The organism is Paenibacillus sp. B46(2026), assembly GCF_056786355.1.
Window position 1 is genome coordinate 3648864 of the sequence record NZ_CM165907.1, and the last position, 20790, is coordinate 3669653.

Below are 20790 nucleotides of genomic sequence, written 5' to 3' on the forward strand. Positions count from 1 at the left end.
TTGCAACTCTTGTCGAAAGACAGGAACATGGTCCCGTTTCCGATTAGGTGTATATTTAAAGGTAAGCATAACGATCAAAGGCTTAAAAGGGAGTGAACTATATTAATATACTGCATCCCTATTTACGACAAATTCAGCTTAATCGGCAAAAAGTACCAACCTATAATCGTTACCCCTTTGATTTGGCGGTCATTCGAAACCTGAACACTCTTGATTTCCACCCCAAAGTAACCTACATCGTAGGTGAAAATGGGATGGGCAAATCAACACTGATGGAGTCCATTGCTATCGCATGGGGATTTAACCCGGAGGGTGGGACGGTCAACTTTTCCTTTTCAACCCAGGCTACTCACTCGAGCTTATATGAATATATACAATTGATCAGAGGTCCGCGACGCCCGAGGGATGGCTTCTTCTTCCGGGCAGAAAGTTATTATAATTTAGCCACGACGATCGATGAGTTGGACAGCCAGCCTTCATTCGGTCGCCCTATTCGCCCTATTAAAGATTCGTACGGTGGCAAGTCCTTGCATGAGCAATCGCACGGAGAGTCGTTCTTTTCCACTTTCATTCATCGGTTCGGGGAGAATGGATTATATATACTGGATGAGCCTGAGGCTGCACTGTCTCCCCTTCGCCAAATGGCGATGCTGACACGAATCCATGAACTTGTTTTGCAAAACTCTCAATTTATAATTGCGACCCATTCCCCAATCCTTATGGCATATCCAGATTCGATTATTTACAATCTAAAGCCGGATGGTATCGAAGTCCAAGTATTGGAAGAAACCGATCATTATATGATTATGAAAGAGTTTGTGAATAACAAGGATCGGATGCTCAGAGAGTTATTCGAAGAAGCTCAAGATTAAGCTAACGGGAAACGTTAGCCCAATAAAACCAAGGAGACAGCCGGCCATAGTTTGCTGCTGCTTTTGTTAAAGTAACGGGCAGGTTAGTTCAACTTTTATTGTTATATAATATAGCGACGGAGAGCTATATTAGTCAGTACGAATGGAGGACTTTTAATGAAGAAGGTATTAATAGGTGGAATATTATTGTTTACGGGGTCATTGATATCTTTAGCTATTATACTGGCTGCTGCTTTATATGTACCAAGTATCACTGCTTGGAGTGGATCAAAGTTATGGTATGCAATCTTCGGTGCAAAACAGTATGGAAACGAAGTGGTACAGAGTTTATCTTTGGGTTTCCCGTTCATTGTGGGTGTTATATTGTTTGTTATTGGCTTGATAGTGTTGGTAAATGAGTACTTTATTAAGGATTAATGACAAGTCAGAGTACAACTCGTTACGCTAACGGGAAACGTTAGCTTAATCAAAACAAGAAGGCAGCTGATCAATGTGATCGGCTGTTTTTATTATGCCGAAAATCAATAGCATACAATGGTTAGACTGATTGCCTTGTCCATTCATTAAAACACTGAAGTGCTAATCACGTATTGGAAGCATAAGTTTGCCATAAGTCGAAAGGGCAGGTTAGTTTAATGAATGATATCAAAAATATCACCAAAGAACCGTTTTATATTTTGCCGAAAAGCTTGCTAAAGTGTTCAGCCCGCCAGCTGATTTTTGGCTGGAGCTAGATAAGAACTACCATGATTCTCTAAAAAATGTAGGAACTCAGTGATTAGTCTTTTCATAAAAGGTGTTGGATTGGAAAAAACCACTCTACACCTTTTTGCTAATGATGTTGGAGTCTTAGCCAAAAGGCAGCTAGCAATGACAATAAATTACTGCTCGTTTACGTTGCGTAGAGTTACTTGGAATATGGATGAATCTTGTACTTTAATTAGATATACATCTAATTAATTCATATAGAAAGTCAGGTTTTATAATAACAATGGGATAAAATACCTATTTATAATCTGTAGTACAAGGTAAAATATTCTTACTATTTCCAAGTTTGTTTGAGATTTAGGATTTGTTAGACCTATGCAAAGAAAAAGATACTGGGAAGTGATAGTGAGAAACGAAGTACATATGGAAAGCAGAGGGATTTAGATAATGAAGAAACTGTTATTAACAGTATTAGCAAGTATATTGACTGTAAAGCATGATAGGTACGGGAAACGTAGCAGTTGCAGCTGCAAGCACTCCGAAGCAAGATACGAAACGTAAACGAATTAAATTGGGTGATATCTACGCTATCCCTTTGCCTAACGGTAAGTTTGCCTTTGGGAGAAGGCTTAAAGATGCCAGCATTGCAATCTACGATCGTATAAGTGACTCTATAGAGGAGTTACCGAAGAAGAGGAATATCAGTTTATCGTGGGCGTGTATGATGATGTTCTGAAATCAGAAAATTGGCCAGTCGTTGAGAATCGTCCTTTTCTGGATGAAAATGAGGCTTGGCCCCCCTGCATGCATTATTGCTAGGATATCAGGAGAGTATTCAATATATCATTTGGGAGAGATTAGACCTTCTGATCGCAAAGAATGTGAGGGATTAGAGATGGCGGCTGCTTGGGATGCTCATCATATTGTTGATAGAATAATGGGAGATGATAAGTTGCACCGAGACCCGAATAAATAGTGTAAGAGTATATTGTCGAGGGATAAGAACATGGTCCGCTTACCGATTAGACATATAACTAATCGATTCTTTTCCTTGTTAATTCATAAGCTAACGGGCAGGTTAGTTTAACAAGATACATCAATATGATCTGTATATCATTTAAATGATGTGACAATAATGTCACACTGAAATGAATATTGTTATGCTAATCGATGGGAATATATAGTCATTTACTCTTATACTTGAACTTGTTAAGCGAGTTTATTTTCGTAAAGGGGATATCTTCTAATGACTGATGTAATAAAAGCAATAATACTTGGCATAATAGAAGGCTTAACTGAATTCTTACCAGTATCGTCTACTGGACATCTTATTTTAGCAGGCAATTTACTTAACTTTGAGGGAGACGCGGCAATAACCTTTAAAATTGTTATACAGTTGGGTGCAGTGATGGCAGTTCTAATTCTTTATTGGAAAAGGTATATGGAGATTGGGTCAAACTTAATTAAAATGGATTTTTCAAAAAGTAAAGGATTAAACGTAATACATATGATTTTGGCTATGTTACCAGCATTAATCGTATATCTTCTACTAAAGGAGACTATAAAAAGTCAATTATTCGGCCCTACACCTGTCTTAATTGGTTTAGTTGCTGGTGGTTTGTTAATGATCATCGCAGCACAGAGTAAGATAGCTACCAGCGTTGATACAATTGATATGATTAGTTACAAACAAGCTTTTGGGATTGGCTTATTCCAATGTCTAGCTTTGTGGCCAGGTTTTTCGAGATCGGGTTCGACGATTTCAGGTGGCCTTTTGCTCGGTACTAGCCAAAAAGCTGCCGCAGATTTTACGTTCATTATTTCTGTACCTGTTATGTTTGGTGCTACCTTGTTGGACTTATATGATAGCCGCGATTTACTTAGTTTAGACGATTTTTATCTAATGTTAATTGGCTTTATGACATCCTTTCTTGTGGCTATGATTGCGGTAGTAACGTTTATTAGACTGATCAAGCGACTTCGATTGGAGTGGTTTGCTCTATACCGTTTTGGATTAGCAGCCCTTTTCTATTTAATCGTCATACTGTAACTGTAAACTATAATTTATAAACTCTCATTTCAACTAACGGGCAGGTTAGTTGAATACAATTAAAAGTGGGCGCAGGAAACTTTATTTAACAGATATCTGGAGAATATGGTTTAAGCTAACGGAAAACGATAACTCAATAAACCAAGAAGACAGCCGACCAACATGATCGGCTGTTTTTGTTAAAGGGCAGGATATCTTCATCAATTGTCGAACCCTATCTTTGCGAGTGTTTTTTACAAACGGAGGTAGGGTATGGGAATTAAGGTGCGAGAAATTGTATCAAAAGATTATACTGAAGTTGTTATCTTATGGAACGATGTACTGGGCGTAAGTACTGTTACAGGTGAGAACTTTCGCGTTACGATGGACCAGATGATCAGAGCCGGCAATTACAAAACGTTTGTAGCGTTATTTGAGAATCATGTTGTTGGTTTCATATCTATAGTCCATGCATTAGCTGTAGGGTCTGCGAATGGTTATCTGCATATAACCGGACTTGCTGTTCACAATGATTTTCAACGTCATATTAACTCTCAGGTAATCTTATCATCTCATAGCCCAGCGATCATTAAGAGAATAGACCCCTTAAATAAAAGTAAGTGTCTTTCCCAGTGAAATCAAGTGATTTTGATCAGCCCATAAGATGAAATATGAATACGTATTTCCTTGAATCTCAACAGGAGCAGGATATTTTACAATAAGTGCCGCCTGATTTCTCATTTCCATGGGTTGGTCTTCCGAAGGAAATATGAAACAGGCTTCTTGTGCTTGAATAAAAGCAGGGAAAATTCGGGGGTTTGCCCCATAGGGTTTCAACATATGAAAAGCTTCCGCTCTGCATACCTCGTGAATTCCTTCCTCAGAAGAGATCGCGGATATCTGAAAAAATCCGTCCGCTCCTTCGAATCGTTCTTCGGTAACTTTGTGCCAGCTTCGCGGATAATAGAAAGATACCTTGTATACCTGATTGAGATATAATCCATACGGATGAACATCATGCACTCGTGGGGACCATCTAAGAGCTGTAATCCACCGTGCTTCAACAATTTTGATCGGATTATTAGGGTTTCTTATATCAATAATCCAAATTTCAGTTGCTTGTTCTTGATTATTGCACCCTGATAAGTAAGCGATTCGGTTCCCATCCGGCGACCAACTTAAAGGGGTAAAGAAGCAGGAGGAGACCGCCCATGTTTTTTGTTGCCCTCCAACTCGGCTGTCGGTCTGGATTAAAGAAACATATTGATTATCCACGAAGTCGGTGGCACTGTATGCGATGAGGGAAGAGTCCGGGGACCATTCGGGGAAATAGTTTTTCGCCTGAGGGCCACCATTAAGTTGGTAGCTCGCTCCTGTTGTCAGGTTCACCGTAGTGATCAACGAAATGCTGGCTCCCGGGGATGTATATAGGACAAACTCTCCGTTAGGTGATATTCTGACATTGTGGAGAGGCCCCTCAGTATTTTGAGTTAATTGCTGTTTGTTCATTCCATCTCGGTTAATTTTATATAGTTGGGTATTGCCTGCTTCATCCGGAGCTGCAAACAGGAGAGCCTCTCCTGAAGGAAACCACTGGACATCGGTGGCTCCTTGTTGAACGATTGAACCGCTGGCATGGGAGTTGATATTGTAGATCACAATCCGTCCGTTTTTTACATAACTCAAGTATAGACTATCCGGCGACCAGCTCAGTAAAGTATAAGGGTCTATCTGATCAATTTGTGCCCATGCCCTGCTGTTTAGATTGAATACATACACGATATTTTTCTTGCCGATAAAGGCGATGTTCCGGACATCTGGCGACCAATATGGAATTGTAAATGCCTCACCAAGATCCTGGGTTAGCTTAATGGTCTGACCTGTTAAAGGTTGATATAGCCAAATGTCGTACGAACCACCCCCAACATTTGAAGTAAAAAGGATCGCTTCACGATCAGCAAAATTCATATTTGATGCCGCCCTTCAGGTTTGATTTCACTACAATGTATTCAAGAAAAGGAGATAGGCGAATTATTCGTAAAATTCCTATCAGAAAGTATTTATTCTGCCGATAATGAAGGAGCATATATTTTTTTACTTCAGGAGGAATCTTCAATGAAAAAAACAGTCATCTTGCTAACCAGTCTGGCGCTAATGCTTGGTACCGCCGCAGGCACAACCTCAGCCAAACCGGGAAACACTCCAGCCGGACAATCAGGTAAAGAGGTATCGTCAAAAGCACCCAAAGACAAAGAAACTCAAATTGAGGAGAAACAGACCGAGAAAGTCGAGTCTGCTGACACGGTCAGCACTGATGAAGACAAAGTTAAGGATCCCTCAACATCGGAGACAGAGAATACAACCAACAATACAACCGATCCAACCGAATCCAAGAAAAAAGGCTCCAAAGGATACAAAGGTTTGCTAAATGCTATTCAACATGTGGAAGATAAACCGGCAGGTGCTGTACTAGCCGATATTTTGCTTACAAAATATGCGACTGAGCTGACGGACGAACAAATCAAAGAACTTGAAGCCATCATTGAAAAGGACAAGGCGTTGGAAACTGCAGCAGAAATGCTCGAAAAAAACGGTAGTGTGACTGACGCGGTGTATTTGCAGGAAGAGGCCATTAAAGCCAATTTTAAAAACCTGGACCTGTACAAAACAATGGGAAAACTCAATGAAAAGGCGGGTAAAAAGAATGGGGTGAAGCTGTATGTGAACGGGGAAGCTTCTGACTCCGAACCTTTTGTCAAAAAGGGCAACACGTTTGTTCCTTTTCGCGCCATAGCTGAGTCTTTGAAAGCCGAAGTGGCATGGAATCCCGAAGAACACTCCATCATTGTCACGAAGGATGGGGTGAGCATTAAACTTGTGGTTGACAGTAAGACTGCAACAGTTAATGGCAAAAACGTCTCTTTGGATGCGCCAGCCACTATTACAAAAGGCAGTACTTATGTACCCGTACGTTTCATAAGTGAGGCATTGGATGCAACCGTGCAATGGGAAGAAGAAAGTAAAACCGTCGTTGTTTATGAAGAAGAATAATATTGGATGATTGTATTAAAATTCGACCAGAGAATCATATACGCTTAAGAAGCCGCCAAAATGGCGGCTTTATTTTATCGGTACATGTTCTTGTCCCAAGCTAAGGACAAAAACATTGTGTCATTTCGGATTAGGTAATTATCTAAATAGTACCATGATGGAGATCATGTGGCTAAATAAAAGCATATGAATATAAGATTTGGCTTAGATAACGTTTTTTTGTTTCACGAACTAGATTTTTTCTCCCAAATGCAAAGAAATAGTTCATTGTTGAAAAGATTAAGAATATGGTACCAAGGTTGATAAGATTCTTTATCGGTTTCATTAAGCTAACGGGAAACGATAACTCAGTAATACAAAGAAAGCAGTTGATCAAAGTGATAGGTTTATCAAATGTAATAGAATGTTAGGTGTAACAATCCAGTTCAAATTTTAAGGAGGAACTACATGAAACCAAGAATTAATGTTATTACGCTGGGGGTAGACGACTTGGAGAGATCTTTGGAATTCTATCGAGATGGTCTTGGATTTACGACTGAAGGCATTATTGGAAAGGAATATGAACATGGTGCCGTCGCCTTTTTTGACATGGTAGGAGGCTTAAGGCTTGCCATTTTTGAACGTAATAATTTAGCACTTGACGCAAATATTTATCAGAACCAACCTAATCCTGCTGAATTTACTCTAGGTCATAATGTAAGTAGTAGGGAAGAAGTTGATAAGGTGATGAAAGAAGTGAAGAATGCTGGGGCCTATATCACAGTACCGGCACATGATACTTTTTGGGGTGGTTATTCTGGCTACTTCCAAGATCCCGATGGTCATACATGGGAAGTTGTTTGGAACCCGCAATGGGAAACCAATGAGTAATCGTCACAGTCTAGTCTCTCGCCGTTTTGTAAAACCCGTAGTATTGCCCTCTTACTTAAACAATTCAGATCGACAGGTAGTACAAACAGATTAAGAACACAGACAACTTAGGCAATAGCAGTGAGCCTGATAATTAATACATGTCAGAAGGTTGAAATATCTAAATAAATAGATATAATGATACGTATGGAGAAACTACTACTTTTCAAAGCGTTATCAAATGAAACTCGTTTGCAAATTTTAGAATGGCTTAAAGAACCGGAAGCAAATTTTGGGCCTCAATTGTATTTGCCGCCGGATGCTGATTTTAAAGGAGGAATATGTGTCGGAAGCATTCAGGAAAAGACGGGAATGGCTCAATCCGTGATTTCCAATTACTTAATTCTGATGAAAAAAGCTGGACTTCTTGAATCCAGACGATTCGGTCAATGGACGTACTACCGACGAAACGAGGAAACGATCAGACAATTGGCCGATTTGATTAAAACTGAATTGTGAAGTAGGCAATCGTAAGCATAAGGATTGCCTACTTATCTCATTTAAATATCTACAATTACAGATATTTATATAATCATAAAAAGGGATGGGAGTGAAGTCATTTGAAAAAAAGCGGTTCTCTATTTTTTATTGCACTCGGCATATTTGGAATTATTAATACTGAGCTTGGTGTAGTTGGTCTGCTTCCAGCTATTATGGAGAAGTATGGTGTATCTGCTCCCCAAGCTGGTATGCTTGTCAGTTCATTCGCTCTCGTTATTGCTCTCTTTGGACCATTGATGACACTGCTAGTGTCCAAATGGGATCGAAAAAAAGTGCTGATAGCTATTCTCTTGCTGTTTACTCTCTCCAACCTGGCTTCAGCTTTTGCGCCGCTCTTTCCTATACTCCTGGTATCTCGGGTCATTCCCGCCTTCTTTCATCCGGTATACTTCTCGCTCGCTTTCGTGTTAGCTGCTTTATTATCGGAGAAAGATAGTACCGCACAAGCCAGCGCAAAAGTATTTCTTGGAGTTAGTATGGGGATGGTGCTTGGTATTCCGATAACATCCTATATTGCCAGTCAGTTTTCTCTTGAGACTGCCTTTGTCTTCTCCGCAATTGTGAATGGGATTGCTTGCATTGGGATTATTTTGAGGTTGCCTCCTGTAGAGAATAATCAGAATTCTACTACGATTAGATCGCAGCTAAGTGTATTGCGCAGGCCCACCGTATGGCTGAACATTGCAACAACTTGCTTCATTTTCGCTACAATGTTTGTCGTGTACAGCTATTTTGCCGAATATATGGGGCAACATCTGAGCATAAACGAAAAAATCGTGAGCTTACTTCTGGTCGTATTCGGTCTTAGCGGTGTAGCGGGCAACTGGTATGCCGGCAAATTATTGGACAGACGCCTGACCAGAACCACTCTGTTATACCCAGTTGCGTTGGCGTTATGCTATCTTGTCCTTCAATATACAAGCGCGTCACTCATTTGGATTATCGGAATTGTGGTATTATGGGGCGCCGTACACACAAGTGGACTTATCGTCGGCCAGCTCTGGCTAACAACGGAAATTCCAGAGGTACCAGAATTTGCAAACAGTCTGTATGTTTCCTTTTCCAATCTCGGGGTTACAATCGGTACGGCTATAGGTGGTCTACTTATCACCCATTCAGGAACTGGAGAAATCGTATGGGGAGGATATTTGTTTGCCGTTATGGCCTTGATCTGCATATCCGTAAGTTCCATATTACAAGCAAAATTGAAGTCACCATCCGTAATGAACAGTAAACAGTGAGAAAAGTATAGTTGAATTTAAAAAATCCTGGAGGATTCACTTCCACATAATTTCCAAATTCACAAGACTTTCGCACGTATGTTCCTTACCAGTACTGTGCTGTGGCAACATGCATTATGGTGAACAGATGCAGGTTTCCGGAACCATTCGAAATGAAAAAGTGTTTATTGATCACATCAATGAAATTGTAGGTAACACAGGTTCTTGTCTTGACGTACAGTACGACCACATGGTGAAAAAGAACTGCGTCAACCTGAAGAGGACTTTTATATCGTGGGTGCCAAAAGTTATGGAAGAGCGCCAACCTTCTTAATGGCAACGGGATATGAGCAAGTCAGATCCATCGCAGCAGCTCTAGTGGGAGATATTGAGTCAGCACAAAAAGTAGAGCTGGAACTGCCGGAGACGGGGGTTTGCAGTCTTGGTGCTAATGGCAAGGACAGCTGCTGTGACCCAGTTCAAGTGGAGGAAGCATCTTCGGATTGCTGCTCTCCTTCAAAAACGGAAAAGGCAGCATCAAATTCTTGCTGCGGATGCTAAGGACTGATGCCGATTAGAATAAGGTTAACTTCAATAGCTCCTAAAGAAAAAGGAACTGGAAGAAAACGATCCATTCGGATAAGAACTTGTACCAATAACCGAAATGGACAAGAACATAGTCCGATTACCGATTAGATATTTATCTAAAAAAATGAGTGCATTGCACATAAAACCTCACTAGGGAGAGCCTAACCTCGGCAAGCGCTTCCTTACGGGGTCATCGCATTGCGTTTGCCGTGGAAGAATCCCGTTTGAAGCGAGGTAAATCGATTGATTTAAAGGAATAAGCAAAAGAAATAATGGCTGCACAAGAAGTTACCGAGCAGCAAAAGATATAAGCAAAGTTTTAGTAGCGATTGCTTCCGGGAATGGGGGAAGTAATCGCTATGTTTTTTTGCGGATATTTTTATTTTTTGTCCGCCACATGTGTACAATAAATACAAAAGATGATACATTGAAATTAAATTAATTCCTTTTATAACAGGGTTTTTTGGAGAATACTATGTCTCCTGTACGAGGACATACGTATATCGAGGAGGGAATGGAATGTCAAGTCAAGCATTGGACCAATTTTTAAGTTCGAACATCGAAGATCTAAAGACTAAAGGTCTATATAACGTCATCGATACGCTGCAGGGTGCAAATGGTCCTGTTATTCGTATCGACGGAAAGTCCCTAATCAATTTGTCTTCCAATAACTATTTGGGACTGGCAACAGATTACCGCCTGATTGATGCTTCAGTTAAGGCGTCGCAGACATACGGGGCAGGCGCAGGGGCTGTGAGAACAATTAATGGTACGATGGATCTTCATATTGAGCTTGAAGAAAAACTGGCCCGTTTCAAAAAAACGGAAGCCGTTATCGTGTATCAATCGGGATTTAACTGCAATATGGCTGCTATATCCGCGGTAATGGACCAGCATGATGCGATTTTATCAGATGAGCTGAACCACGCTTCGATTATTGATGGCTGCCGCCTGTCGAGAGCCAAGGTGATTCGCTTTAAGCATTCGGATATGAATGATTTAAGACAGCAGGCGAAAGATGCCAAGGAATCCGGTCAGTACCATAAAATTATGGTCATCACCGACGGGGTTTTCTCCATGGATGGTGATATAGCAAAGCTGCCCGAAATCGTGAAAATAGCAGAAGAATTCGATCTGATTACTTATGTGGATGATGCCCACGGTTCGGGCGTTCTCGGAGCAGGTGCGGGAACCGTGAAGCATTTTGGATTGTCCGACCGCATTGACTTTCAAATTGGTACTCTTTCCAAGGCGATCGGCGTTGTCGGCGGTTATGTGGCGGGTAAAAAACAACTGATCGAATGGTTGAAGCTGAGAAGCCGTCCGTTTCTGTTCTCGACATCGCTGCCTCCGGCTGCAATCGCTTCTTGCAGCGCTTCTGTCGACATTTTGATGAATGACAAAGAGCTGATCGAGAAGCTGTGGGAGAACGGCAATGATTTGAAAAATGGCTTGAGCCGGCTTGGATATGATGTAGGCCAAAGCGAAACGCCGATCACACCTTGTATCATTGGCGATGAAGTAACTACCCAACAGTTCAGCAAACGGCTCTATGAAGAAGGCGTTTACGCCAAGGCAATCCTGTTTCCGACGGTTCCGAAAGGAACCGGAAGAATACGCAACATGCCGACAGCTGCCCATACCAAGGAGATGCTCGACCAGGTGATCTCCGTTTATGAGAAAGTTGGCAAGGAAATGAAGCTGATTTAGCTGCATTCGCGGGAGTATATTTCGGGAGGAATGTCTTATGAACAAGATTTTGGTGACCGGAGCACTGGGCCAAATCGGTTCTGAGTTAGTTGTTAAATTACGTGAAATTTATGGTGCGGATCACGTCGTTGCTACGGATCTCAGGTCATCAGCCCACGAAATTACCCGATCCGGGCCATTCGAGCTGCTGGACGTGACGAATGATAAGGCGATGTTCGAAATCGCCAAGCGGTACGAAGTTGATACCGTCATCCATTTGGCTGCGCTGCTGTCGGCTACCGCAGAGGAGAAACCGCTGCTTGCCTGGAATTTGAATATGGGCGGATTGATGAATGCACTTGAAATATCCAGGGAGCTCGGCTGCCAATTTTTCACTCCAAGCTCCATTGGATCTTTTGGTCCTTCGACTCCGAAAGACAATACCCCGCAGGATACGATCCAGAGGCCCAATACGATGTACGGCGTGAACAAAGTGTCCGGCGAACTGCTTTGTGATTATTATTTTCACAAATACGGCCTGGATACTAGGGGGCTGCGATTCCCGGGTTTGATATCTTATATGACGCCTCCCGGCGGAGGAACGACGGATTACGCGGTGGAAATTTATTACGCAGCCGTGACGGCTGGCCGGTATACATCTTATATCGCCAAGGACTCAAACATGGACATGATGTATATGCCGGATGCCCTGAACGCTATCATCGAATTGATGGAAGCGGATTCTTCCCGGTTGATGCACCGAAATTCATTTAATGTCACCGCAATGAGCGTGGATCCGGAGGCGATCGCTGCAGCGATTCGGGATGAGTTTCCCGGCTTTATCCTCGATTATGACGTTGATCCGAAGAGACAGGCGATTGCCGATAGCTGGCCGCATTCCATTGATGCGACGGCAGCGAAAACAGAATGGGGATTTCATGCCCGCTACGACCTGAAGGCCATGACGAAGGATATGCTTTTACAGCTAAGCGAGAGACAAATGCTTCGCAAGGCTTAAAGTTATTATGAATTCGCTGTGCAAAGCGAGTAGAAATACAAAAGAAGCTGCATCAAGAGGTTTGGCGTTACCCGGACCTTTTGTTGCAGCTTCTTTTTTCATCCTCCAGTCCAGACATTTCCGTGGTCTGTGGCTTATCAGATAAAGAACACGGCATAAAGCTTCGTCTGTCATTTGAGCGAAATCCGTGCCTTTAGGAAAGAATTCTCGCAAAAGACCATTGGCATTCTCATTTGAGCCTGTTGCCAGGAGGAATAGGGGCTGCAAAATACACCGTATAACTGTCGAGGGACAAGAACATGGTCCCATCGAAAGTCGCTAAAATAACGGCTTTTTTTGTTTTATCGGTACAAGTTCTTGTCCCGATTGCCGTATTGGACAAGAACATAGTTCGATTACCGATTAGATGAATATCTAAGGAATTCCCAATGCTACTTCATTAAGCTAACTGACAGGATATTTCAATAATTTTGCGATATATATGGGGTTTTTATGAAGTTAGTAGATAAGATGCAGTCAATTTTATAAAATAATTGGATTTGAAAAAATGGCCTACGTAAAATGAGGGCACTGAAAAACTACCTCTATTTCGAAAACACCAAAACTTTAGGGGGTCAAATATGACTCCCTGAACGCGAAACGAGCCTTAGAAGCGATTCTAGAGGCTCGTTTTTTTTGACGTTTTTTTAAAGGAGACTTTTTCAGCGGCCTGACGTAAAATGGGCCATTTTCTTTTGGTTACTTCATAAACGCAAACAGCATGTTATTATTCGTTCACTACCCCTTAATCGGAAAATTTCGAAATAAATTGTGATTAATTGGGTATATTAAGATCAAAAACATGAGTGGGGTTTCAACATGAATGATTACAAGCTGTTGGCTAGAAACGAGTTGGTAAGACAAGGCACTGGCATATGCTTTAGAGATCATTATGGGTTTGTGGTCGATTATAACGAAGAAACCAAAGGAAAACTCACTCCAACAACTCTTGGGGAGGCCTGTTTACATACAGCAATAGCAGGCATTGCAATTGCCACAGGAAACTACAGCCAGGATGAATGGGAAAAAGCAAACGCTAATCAACTCCTTATCGAATTGCTCAATACCTTGCTTGATCATGGATGGGGAAATAAAGACAATCTTGGCCGTGAGCAACCGATCCGGCATCCGGATTGGCTCGATTTTAATAAAGAAGGGGTGGCTTTTCGAAGAAGACCACTATCTCGGGATAGTTTTGCACCCATAATTGCTGCAATTTATTATGCGTTTAAATGCCCGAACAGTAATGAAGAAGTAAGATCCGTCGCTCGTAAGTTGGCAATAAAATGGGCAGAGTATTTGGTTCAGTTCCAATGGAAGTTACACTCACTTTATATCGAAGGTGAATTCGATGAAGATGGCGATCACTTCAAGAATATCTTCAGTGATGAGAAGCAAGCACCGACAATGTATCTTGGTCCCGATGCCTTCTTATTGTGGCCGCATGATATTTTCGCCTTTCAAAACGTAGCTTCGGCGATCGGAATTCCCGCCGTAGGTTGGCAGCCTTGGGCGAATCTAACGAAAGAGATCGAAAGTCTTTTCGTGGATTTTGTAGCCCCATATTTGGGGGATTTGGCTAAACAAAGCATGGAAGGGTTTTTGGATCTATTGGATATGTCCATCCCTTACAGAATCCCTTTGGGTACAGAGGACTGGAATTTAGGGATTATCAAAGGAAGCCTAGATATATCCATTCCAGAGGAAATGCGTAAACAGATCTCAGATCAAACGTATGAAGTTGTAACGCCGGTGCTTCGTGAGATATACAGGTTGCGATCGTACTTTAATGATCAAGCGAATGACATTATAGCGCTAATTATCAATCGTATACTTGACCAGTTACCCGAAGTTCTCGGGAAGGACACGTGGCGAACCATATTTACCGATGCTTTACAAAAGGTCGTCCCGTGGTTAACGGGAACGATTTGGGCCGAAGCGGGAACGTTTCTCGTAGCTTTAGTTGTAGTAAAAAAACAGGAAGTCAGTGCGATAAGCTATACGTGCTGGGCTACTGCAGCCGAGTGTGAGACAAGAATAGAGGTTAGGGAGTTAATACGACCGGCTATTGAGAAATTTTTCAATGAAATTAGTCAAGATGGGAATCCAAACGGCTTATGGGCGTGGCTTGCAGAGGCTACTGAGGCTGCAGGTGAGCAACTTGAGCTTTTTGAATCCAATGATCATCGACACTGGGATAGTTTTGCCTATGGGTCAACGACATTTGATAAATGGGCAAAGGAATCCAATGACCAGAGTTCGAAAAAATCCCCACGAATCGATTATTTGGTCATTGATGGTCTCTTGGAAAAAGGATCACCACCAGGACTAGCGGAGGTTGCAGAAGATTGGTTAGAAAAAATCAAACAGTTTATTATTGAGGGGATTATTAATAAGGCAAAGGACGAGTTCAATAACCTCGGATACTATACCATTGAGACGTTAAACGAAGCCGGCGAACTCTTACGCAAGACATGGACTAAAGCCTTGGATTATACCGAAGACCTTCTCAAGGACGGGAAAATCGTTGATCAAAAGGTTTTCAATCAAGCTGGTAAAGCGATATCTCACTGGGCTGAAAGCAACGGTCAGACGGTCCAGGAGTATTGGAACCGATCAACAGAGAAGTATTGGAAAGGTGTATGGAAAGACGTGGGAGATGCGTCTGAAATGATAGAGCGAAAGATTACAGGTCTAGATGATCTCGTCACCGAAGAATACTGGAACCGAGTCAATGAAAAGTATTGGAAGGGTACATGGAGAAAAGTCGGTGAAGAGTTTGAGATGATATCACGAAGTATAACTGGCCTCGACGACCTCCTAACAGAAGAGTATTGGAACCGGGCCAGTGAAAAACATTGGAAGGGCACATGGAAAAAGGTAGGTGAAGGCTTTGAGCTCATTGAGCGTGAAATTAAGGGATTGGATGATCTGTTAACACAAGAATTCTGGAATCGTGCAAACGAGAAATACTCGAAGACGATCTGGAAACAAATTGGCAATGAGTATGAGAAGCTTGAGCGTACCGCTAAGGGGCTCGATGATCTGTTGACCGAGGAATACTGGAACCGTGCCAATGAAAAGTACTGGAAGGGTACGTGGAAGAAGGTTGCGGATGGGTATGATATGATCGAACGAAAAATCACTAAGTTAGACGATGTACTAACAGAAGAATACTGGAATCGCGGGGCTGAAAAGTATTGGAAGGGTACGTGGAAGAAAGTTGCGAATGAGTACAAAATGATCGAACGCGTCATAAGACTTGATGATCAATCAGTGAAAGAAGTGTGGAACGACGCTGGGGAATGGGGGAAGAAAGTATTCGATAAAGCGGGTAAGATCATTGAGGAATCTGGCATTTTCAAACCGAGCATTGATTTGCCGGATTGGTTACCGAATCTCCCTATATCTGGCCTGCCTAAAATTGATTCGCCGGTCATTAAGATGCCAGAGGTTAAAACACCGAAAATTAAGATGCCTAAATCTCCTTTCTAAGGTTTCAAATTACTCGACTTCGGCACGGGGAAACGACAGTGTTTCGGCAGTTCACCTAGGTCCTGGCCCCCACGATGTTAACCAAGTGGGTTCGATTACCTAATAATCCCCCCACTTCAGGCGTTAGTTAGGTGGGGGATTATTCAAAACTATAAAAATAATTGTGTCGGGGGACAAGAACATAATCCCATTGAAGTTGCTATTATAGCGGCTTTTTTGTTTTATCGGTACAAGTTCTTGTCCCGAGCCAAGGACAAGAACATGTTCCTATTGCCGATTAGGCGGATATCTAATCGGTATCTTGCCCTTCGATTCACTAAACTAACGGGCAGGATACTCTAAGATCAATCGTGGTGAACCTTATCATAAGTAAGGCCATTTTTTTTGTTTGGAGCTACTGTAGAGAGTGCTGAAGACCGCCCGATTCGGATGTTGGAAGAAACAAGAACAAGCTCGCCTAGGAGTTGCTGTCCATCAACAAAACTGAGGCTCAAGTGGATGAGATTGTCGTATATTCAAGCTGGTCAACAAAAAATTGCTATACGAAAAAAAGCACCGGCCGTCTATAGGCCGGTGCTTATACAACATTTCCGCTTATTGCTTAACCGTCGTTTCCTCCGCGAGTTGGGCTAGGCGTTCAGCCGAGCCGTCTGCAGATCAGGCGTATAAGCATGCAGGAACTGCCCGCTTCCGTTCTGAACTGGCAAGACAAGCGTTGACAGGTTCAGCAATCCAGCCCGCGGATGCGTAATCGCTTGCGGGTGCTTGCTCGTGCAACGAACCTCGTAGTTCAATTTATGCTCCGTCGCCAACTTCTACGCAGATGATCATGACCCCCTCCTTAGTTTAAATACTAAGATTATTAGGGCTGAGGAGGAGTTTTGTATACGAGCTTATCTTTTAAATCACACCTCTGGAATATCCCTTTTAATAAGGTGATTGTTGTAATACTGAATAATCTTTCTTACAATAAACAATAAATCTAATATTGTTGGGGTAACCTCTGATGAAACGAACCGGAATGAAGAGAGCATTAGACCGACTTGGACGTATTGTTCTTCCCAAAGAAATGAGGGACACTATGGATATTCATATTGGTGATCCACTCGAGTTCTTTATTGAAGGTAAAGAGTTGATACTAAGAAGGTACAAGTCAACAATGTGTGTGTTTTGTGGTGATCCAGGTACAAAAATGTATTTCAAAGAGCAATTTATATGCCAGGCTTGTGCACTTGAATTAAAGCATCTAATTGACATTCCTCAATAGTTCCCCCCTCAGCAAGAAGAGTCTCCTGCACCTGAGGACCTTTCCGTTCCTAATACTAACGATACTAACGAAGAAAAGGCATTTGAAGAGAGAGCTAAGGCACAGTATCCAAAATTCAATACAAAAACTGCCAGTAAACTATTAATATTAAAAGAAATTACCGAGCAGCAGCCATTTCTTTCACAACAACAAATTGCAGAAAAACTGGGCATTAGTTAAGGCCGTGTCTCTCAGCTAAAAAAGCTACTTTGATGTTAAATCTTTAGACGTTCATAAATAAAAAAAATCCTTTGAATAAGTAGAATTTATGATTCACGAAATACTTTTTCAGACAATATTCTTTTTTAAGAACATAATGCTCTGCGATCCATATTAATATCTACAACTGCAAGAATTATTGTAGACAGGAATAACGGGCTTGTTCATTGTTATGGTTATTGATATAAGAAATGGATATCGTTTATAATACAAACAAACATTCTTAGTGAGTTTGTTCATTACTTAAGGGGGATTAAAGAATGAATCAGCTTACTACTAGAGAAGAGGAAGCCTTGCAAGCCATCAAAGTTTACTTTCAAGATACGTTATCCTCCAACAACGCGTGAGCTCGGTGATATGATGGGTCTGGCCTCATCTTCCACTGCATACAGTTATTTAGATCGACTTGAGAAAAAGGGTTTTATTACTCTACAAGAAAGCATCCCACGTAGTATAAAAATCCTGGGATAGATTTTTACGCTATTAGATTCTACTCATAGGGGTCCCGTCGGGAAAATGCGGATTTACAACGCTAAGCCTATTTTCCAGACGATTCTCCAGTTTTTCAAAAAATGTTAGAGGATTTACAGGAAGGTGACATTATTTATGTTACAGATTTAACTCGGATCACTCGAAGTACGCAAGATTTATTTGAATTGATTGATTTAATACGAAATAAAAAGGCAAGCTTAAAATCACATAAGGATTACATGGCTAGATTCATCAGAAGATAATCCATACAGCCAATTCTTCATTACGGTAATGGCTAGTGTTAATCAATTAGAGCGAGACCTTATTCGTATGCGTCAGCGTGAAGGAATTGAGCTCGCAAAGAAAGAAGGGAAGTTTAAAGGACGGTTAAAGAAATATTATATAAATCACGCAGGAATGAATTATGCAGTAAAGCTATATAAAGAAGGAAATATGACTGTAAATCAAATTTGTGAAATTACAAATGTATCTTGAGCTTCATTATATAGAAAGCTGTCAGAAGTGAATAATTAGTCAATCCTTATTCCATATAAGGCCCCGATTGTGGAGTTCTCTAATTACGTAGCAGACTAAATACTGTGCAGCAATCAAAAAAAAACTGTAATCTAAAATTTACGATTGTGAGGAGGTATGTTTAATAAATTGACAACTAGATTTAAACCGTGATATAGTTAGCTTGCTAAATACATTTTAGTGGGTGGAGGAATATCTATGAATGATAAGGTTGATTGCGATATTCGTCAGTCGCTAGATAAAATTTCATTTCAAATGCGTCGAGATTATAGTGAAAGTCTAAGAGAACTTAATCTTTATGTAGGCCAAGATAATTTACTCTCTCGTCTGTGGTCAGGTGATGGGGTAACACAAATGCAACTATGTGAACATTTAAAATGTGAACCGCCTACGGTCACAAATATGGTTAAATCATTGGAGCAAAACGGTTTTATTTACCGTCAACGTGACAAACAAGATGCAAGGGTTATGCGAATTTATCTAACGCACAAAGGCAAAAAATTAGAGGAACCGGTTGAGTTCATATGGAAACAACAGCGAGAAAAACTACTCCATTCAATCTTACCGGAAGAACGTTTATTATTGAGGGATCTTATGAAGCGCATGGAGAGAAACTTGCTCTAGGTTTTCTCTGTTCAAATATTTAGTATACTAAATAACTAATTTCAACCTAAATATATTAAATAGTTATAATATCGTTTATCAAAGGGATTTCTAAAGGCGCATTGAACCCTTCTTTACAACTAATATTTATTTAAACCATGAGGATACTAGTAGTATTCGAGATATTAGAAATAAAAAGAAGAACTGTCAGAAGATAAACCTCCATCAATTAGTTAGTAGGCTAAATATCACCTCCCATTTGTTTAAAGGGATTCAACCCAGGTTCTTTTAGTTACTTGGAGAAATAAAGGAGAAGAGATACATGGAGAATAGAAAAGAGATGCAATTAGCACTACAAATGGTTTCGTTTCTGGATACGGAGCTGAATTCAGCGCTTGGAGGATGCCTGGGACCGACCTAGCAGCACAAATACGGATAGTTATGTGGAGCGGGCTAAATTAGCTGAAAAGGAAAACTTTCAAATGATCTTTATCGCCGATACTCCAGCATTAACCGTTATTCTATAATAGAAAGTGAGGAAACGCAATGAAAAATCGTGTAACAGACATTTTAGGGATTGAAAAACCTATTATTCAAGGACCAATGAGCTGGCTAACAGACGGTAAGTTTGTAGGAGCTATTAGTAAAGCTGGAGGACTGGGTGTGCTTGGCATCAATGCTGGACAATCAGAACCTGCCAAGACCGTTGAAGAAACGGTGGAGAATATGCGCCGTGAGGTTCGTATTGCTAGAAGTATCACCTCAAATCCTATAGGAATCAATGTTATTCCTACGGTGGCAGGTTTTGACCTCTATACACAACCCATGCTAGACATGATGGTAGAAGAGGGGGTCGAAGTGGCTGTGATGGTAGGGGCATTTTCAAAGGAATGGACTCAAAAATTTAAGGCCAACAATATCAAAGTCATTTATCGAGGGGCACCAACTGTTGAAGTGACAGAGGAAGCTATCAAAGGTGGTGTGGATATTCTGGTTGCCACAGGTTTTGATGAAGGGGGACAAGTTCCAGCAAACGTTATTGGTACCTTTTCTATTGTGCCCATGGTGGTAGACGCTGCAAAAGGTCGTGTGCCAGTATTAGCCGCTGGCGGGATTACAGATGAACGCACTGCCAAAGCTGCAATGGCTCTAGGAGCGGAAGGGGTGTTTGTCGGGACTGCCTTTCTTGCCTCAAAAGAGTCTCGTATGGCTGATAATATTAAAGATGCTTTAATTAAATCAGATGCTAATGATATGTTGCTTTATCGCACGCAACCTGCCTATTACCGTTCTCTACCGGGGGAACTCCCAAATAAATTGGCAGAAATGGATCGCAATTTAGCCACAAATGAAGAGATTTACCAAGCATCGAATCCAGCATCAGGGATGAGAAATGGCATGCTATACGGTGATTTATCAAAAGGTTTCGCCTCATTGGGGCTTGGCATTTCAATGATCCATCAAATTGATTCGGTTGAAATCATTATCGATCGTTTAATGAGTGGCATTGAGTGAAAATATATTCTGGTAGATGCTTT

The 20790-nt window shown here is 41.3% G+C and carries 18 protein-coding genes and 3 pseudogenes; 18 read left to right on the forward strand and 3 right to left on the reverse strand.

Annotated features, from left to right (window positions below; genetic code table 11):
- Positions 1–101 precede the first annotated feature (101 nt).
- The 5 genes from AC1S8V_RS16190 (at position 102) to AC1S8V_RS16210 (ending at position 4245) form a co-directional block, all read left to right on the forward strand.
- Positions 102–872 (forward strand): AAA family ATPase, encoded by a 771-nt coding sequence (locus AC1S8V_RS16190; RefSeq protein ID WP_482074500.1) that lies wholly within the window; start codon positions 102–104, stop codon positions 870–872.
- Positions 873–1028: 156 nt separating this feature from the next.
- The gene (locus AC1S8V_RS16195) at positions 1029–1289 is read left to right on the forward strand and encodes a hypothetical protein (RefSeq protein ID WP_482069897.1); all 261 of its coding nucleotides are present in this window, start codon (positions 1029–1031) and stop codon (positions 1287–1289) included.
- A gap of 787 nt (positions 1290–2076) precedes the next feature.
- Positions 2077–2316 carry an Imm26 family immunity protein gene (locus AC1S8V_RS16200; protein ID WP_482069898.1) on the forward strand — a complete coding sequence of 80 codons (240 nt, stop codon included), beginning with the start codon at positions 2077–2079 and terminating at the stop codon, positions 2314–2316.
- A gap of 510 nt (positions 2317–2826) precedes the next feature.
- Complete coding sequence (locus AC1S8V_RS16205; RefSeq protein ID WP_482069899.1) at positions 2827–3630, forward strand: undecaprenyl-diphosphate phosphatase; 804 nt, start codon at positions 2827–2829, stop codon at positions 3628–3630.
- Positions 3631–3882: 252 nt separating this feature from the next.
- The gene (locus AC1S8V_RS16210; protein WP_482069900.1) at positions 3883–4245 is read left to right on the forward strand and encodes a GNAT family N-acetyltransferase; all 363 of its coding nucleotides are present in this window, start codon (positions 3883–3885) and stop codon (positions 4243–4245) included.
- Here the strand turns inward: AC1S8V_RS16210 and AC1S8V_RS16215 are convergent.
- Positions 4216–5577 carry a TolB family protein gene (locus tag AC1S8V_RS16215; protein ID WP_482069901.1) on the reverse strand — a complete coding sequence of 454 codons (1362 nt, stop codon included), beginning with the start codon at positions 5575–5577 and terminating at the stop codon, positions 4216–4218. The genes AC1S8V_RS16210 and AC1S8V_RS16215 overlap by 30 nt on opposite strands.
- 21 nt (positions 5578–5598) lie before the next feature.
- On the opposite strand from AC1S8V_RS16215, the gene AC1S8V_RS16220 reads away from it, so the two are divergent.
- The 7 genes and pseudogenes from AC1S8V_RS16220 to AC1S8V_RS16250 all read left to right on the forward strand — a co-directional run bounded on the left by AC1S8V_RS16220 (position 5599) and on the right by AC1S8V_RS16250 (position 12585).
- On the forward strand, positions 5599–6660 hold the full coding sequence (locus AC1S8V_RS16220; RefSeq protein WP_482069902.1) for a stalk domain-containing protein: 1062 nt from the start codon (positions 5599–5601) through the stop codon (positions 6658–6660).
- A 447-nt stretch (positions 6661–7107) separates the two neighbouring features.
- Positions 7108–7530, forward strand: a complete 423-nt coding sequence (locus AC1S8V_RS16225; RefSeq protein WP_482069903.1) for a VOC family protein — start codon at positions 7108–7110, stop codon at positions 7528–7530.
- A 186-nt stretch (positions 7531–7716) separates the two neighbouring features.
- A complete protein-coding gene (locus AC1S8V_RS16230) occupies positions 7717–8028 on the forward strand; it encodes an ArsR/SmtB family transcription factor (RefSeq protein ID WP_482069904.1) in 312 nt (103 codons plus the stop codon).
- Positions 8029–8129: 101 nt separating this feature from the next.
- Positions 8130–9311, forward strand: a complete 1182-nt coding sequence (locus AC1S8V_RS16235; RefSeq protein ID WP_482069905.1) for an MFS transporter — start codon at positions 8130–8132, stop codon at positions 9309–9311.
- Positions 9312–9527: 216 nt separating this feature from the next.
- Positions 9528–9851 (forward strand): annotated as a pseudogene (locus AC1S8V_RS16240) (flavoprotein); the annotation flags it as partial.
- A gap of 546 nt (positions 9852–10397) precedes the next feature.
- Positions 10398–11588 (forward strand): glycine C-acetyltransferase, encoded by a 1191-nt coding sequence (locus AC1S8V_RS16245; RefSeq protein ID WP_482069906.1) that lies wholly within the window; start codon positions 10398–10400, stop codon positions 11586–11588.
- Positions 11589–11625: 37 nt separating this feature from the next.
- Positions 11626–12585: an L-threonine 3-dehydrogenase gene (locus tag AC1S8V_RS16250; protein WP_482069907.1), complete on the forward strand. Its 960-nt coding sequence runs from the start codon at positions 11626–11628 to the stop codon at positions 12583–12585.
- Positions 12586–12690: 105 nt separating this feature from the next.
- Here AC1S8V_RS16250 and AC1S8V_RS16255 read toward each other — a convergent pair.
- Positions 12691–12854 (reverse strand): annotated as a pseudogene (locus tag AC1S8V_RS16255) (transposase); the annotation flags it as partial.
- Between the two features lie 589 nt (positions 12855–13443).
- Here AC1S8V_RS16255 and AC1S8V_RS16260 point away from each other — a divergent pair.
- A complete protein-coding gene (locus AC1S8V_RS16260) occupies positions 13444–16119 on the forward strand; it encodes a hypothetical protein (RefSeq protein WP_482069908.1) in 2676 nt (891 codons plus the stop codon).
- A 629-nt stretch (positions 16120–16748) separates the two neighbouring features.
- Here AC1S8V_RS16260 and AC1S8V_RS16265 read toward each other — a convergent pair.
- Positions 16749–16931 (reverse strand): hypothetical protein, encoded by a 183-nt coding sequence (locus tag AC1S8V_RS16265; protein WP_482069909.1) that lies wholly within the window; start codon positions 16929–16931, stop codon positions 16749–16751.
- Between the two features lie 194 nt (positions 16932–17125).
- Between AC1S8V_RS16265 and AC1S8V_RS16270 the strand changes: the two genes are divergently transcribed.
- The 5 genes and pseudogenes from AC1S8V_RS16270 (at position 17126) to AC1S8V_RS16290 (ending at position 20767) form a co-directional block, all read left to right on the forward strand.
- Complete coding sequence (locus AC1S8V_RS16270) at positions 17126–17386, forward strand: AbrB/MazE/SpoVT family DNA-binding domain-containing protein (RefSeq protein ID WP_482069910.1); 261 nt, start codon at positions 17126–17128, stop codon at positions 17384–17386.
- Between the two features lie 579 nt (positions 17387–17965).
- A complete protein-coding gene (locus AC1S8V_RS16275; RefSeq protein ID WP_482074501.1) occupies positions 17966–18115 on the forward strand; it encodes a LexA family protein in 150 nt (49 codons plus the stop codon).
- A 95-nt stretch (positions 18116–18210) separates the two neighbouring features.
- Positions 18211–18610: pseudogene (locus AC1S8V_RS16280) on the forward strand (recombinase family protein); the annotation flags it as partial.
- 237 nt (positions 18611–18847) lie between these two features.
- Positions 18848–19273: a MarR family winged helix-turn-helix transcriptional regulator gene (locus AC1S8V_RS16285; RefSeq protein ID WP_482069911.1), complete on the forward strand. Its 426-nt coding sequence runs from the start codon at positions 18848–18850 to the stop codon at positions 19271–19273.
- 525 nt (positions 19274–19798) lie between these two features.
- A complete protein-coding gene (locus AC1S8V_RS16290) occupies positions 19799–20767 on the forward strand; it encodes an NAD(P)H-dependent flavin oxidoreductase (RefSeq protein ID WP_482069912.1) in 969 nt (322 codons plus the stop codon).
- Positions 20768–20790: the final 23 nt, after the last annotated feature.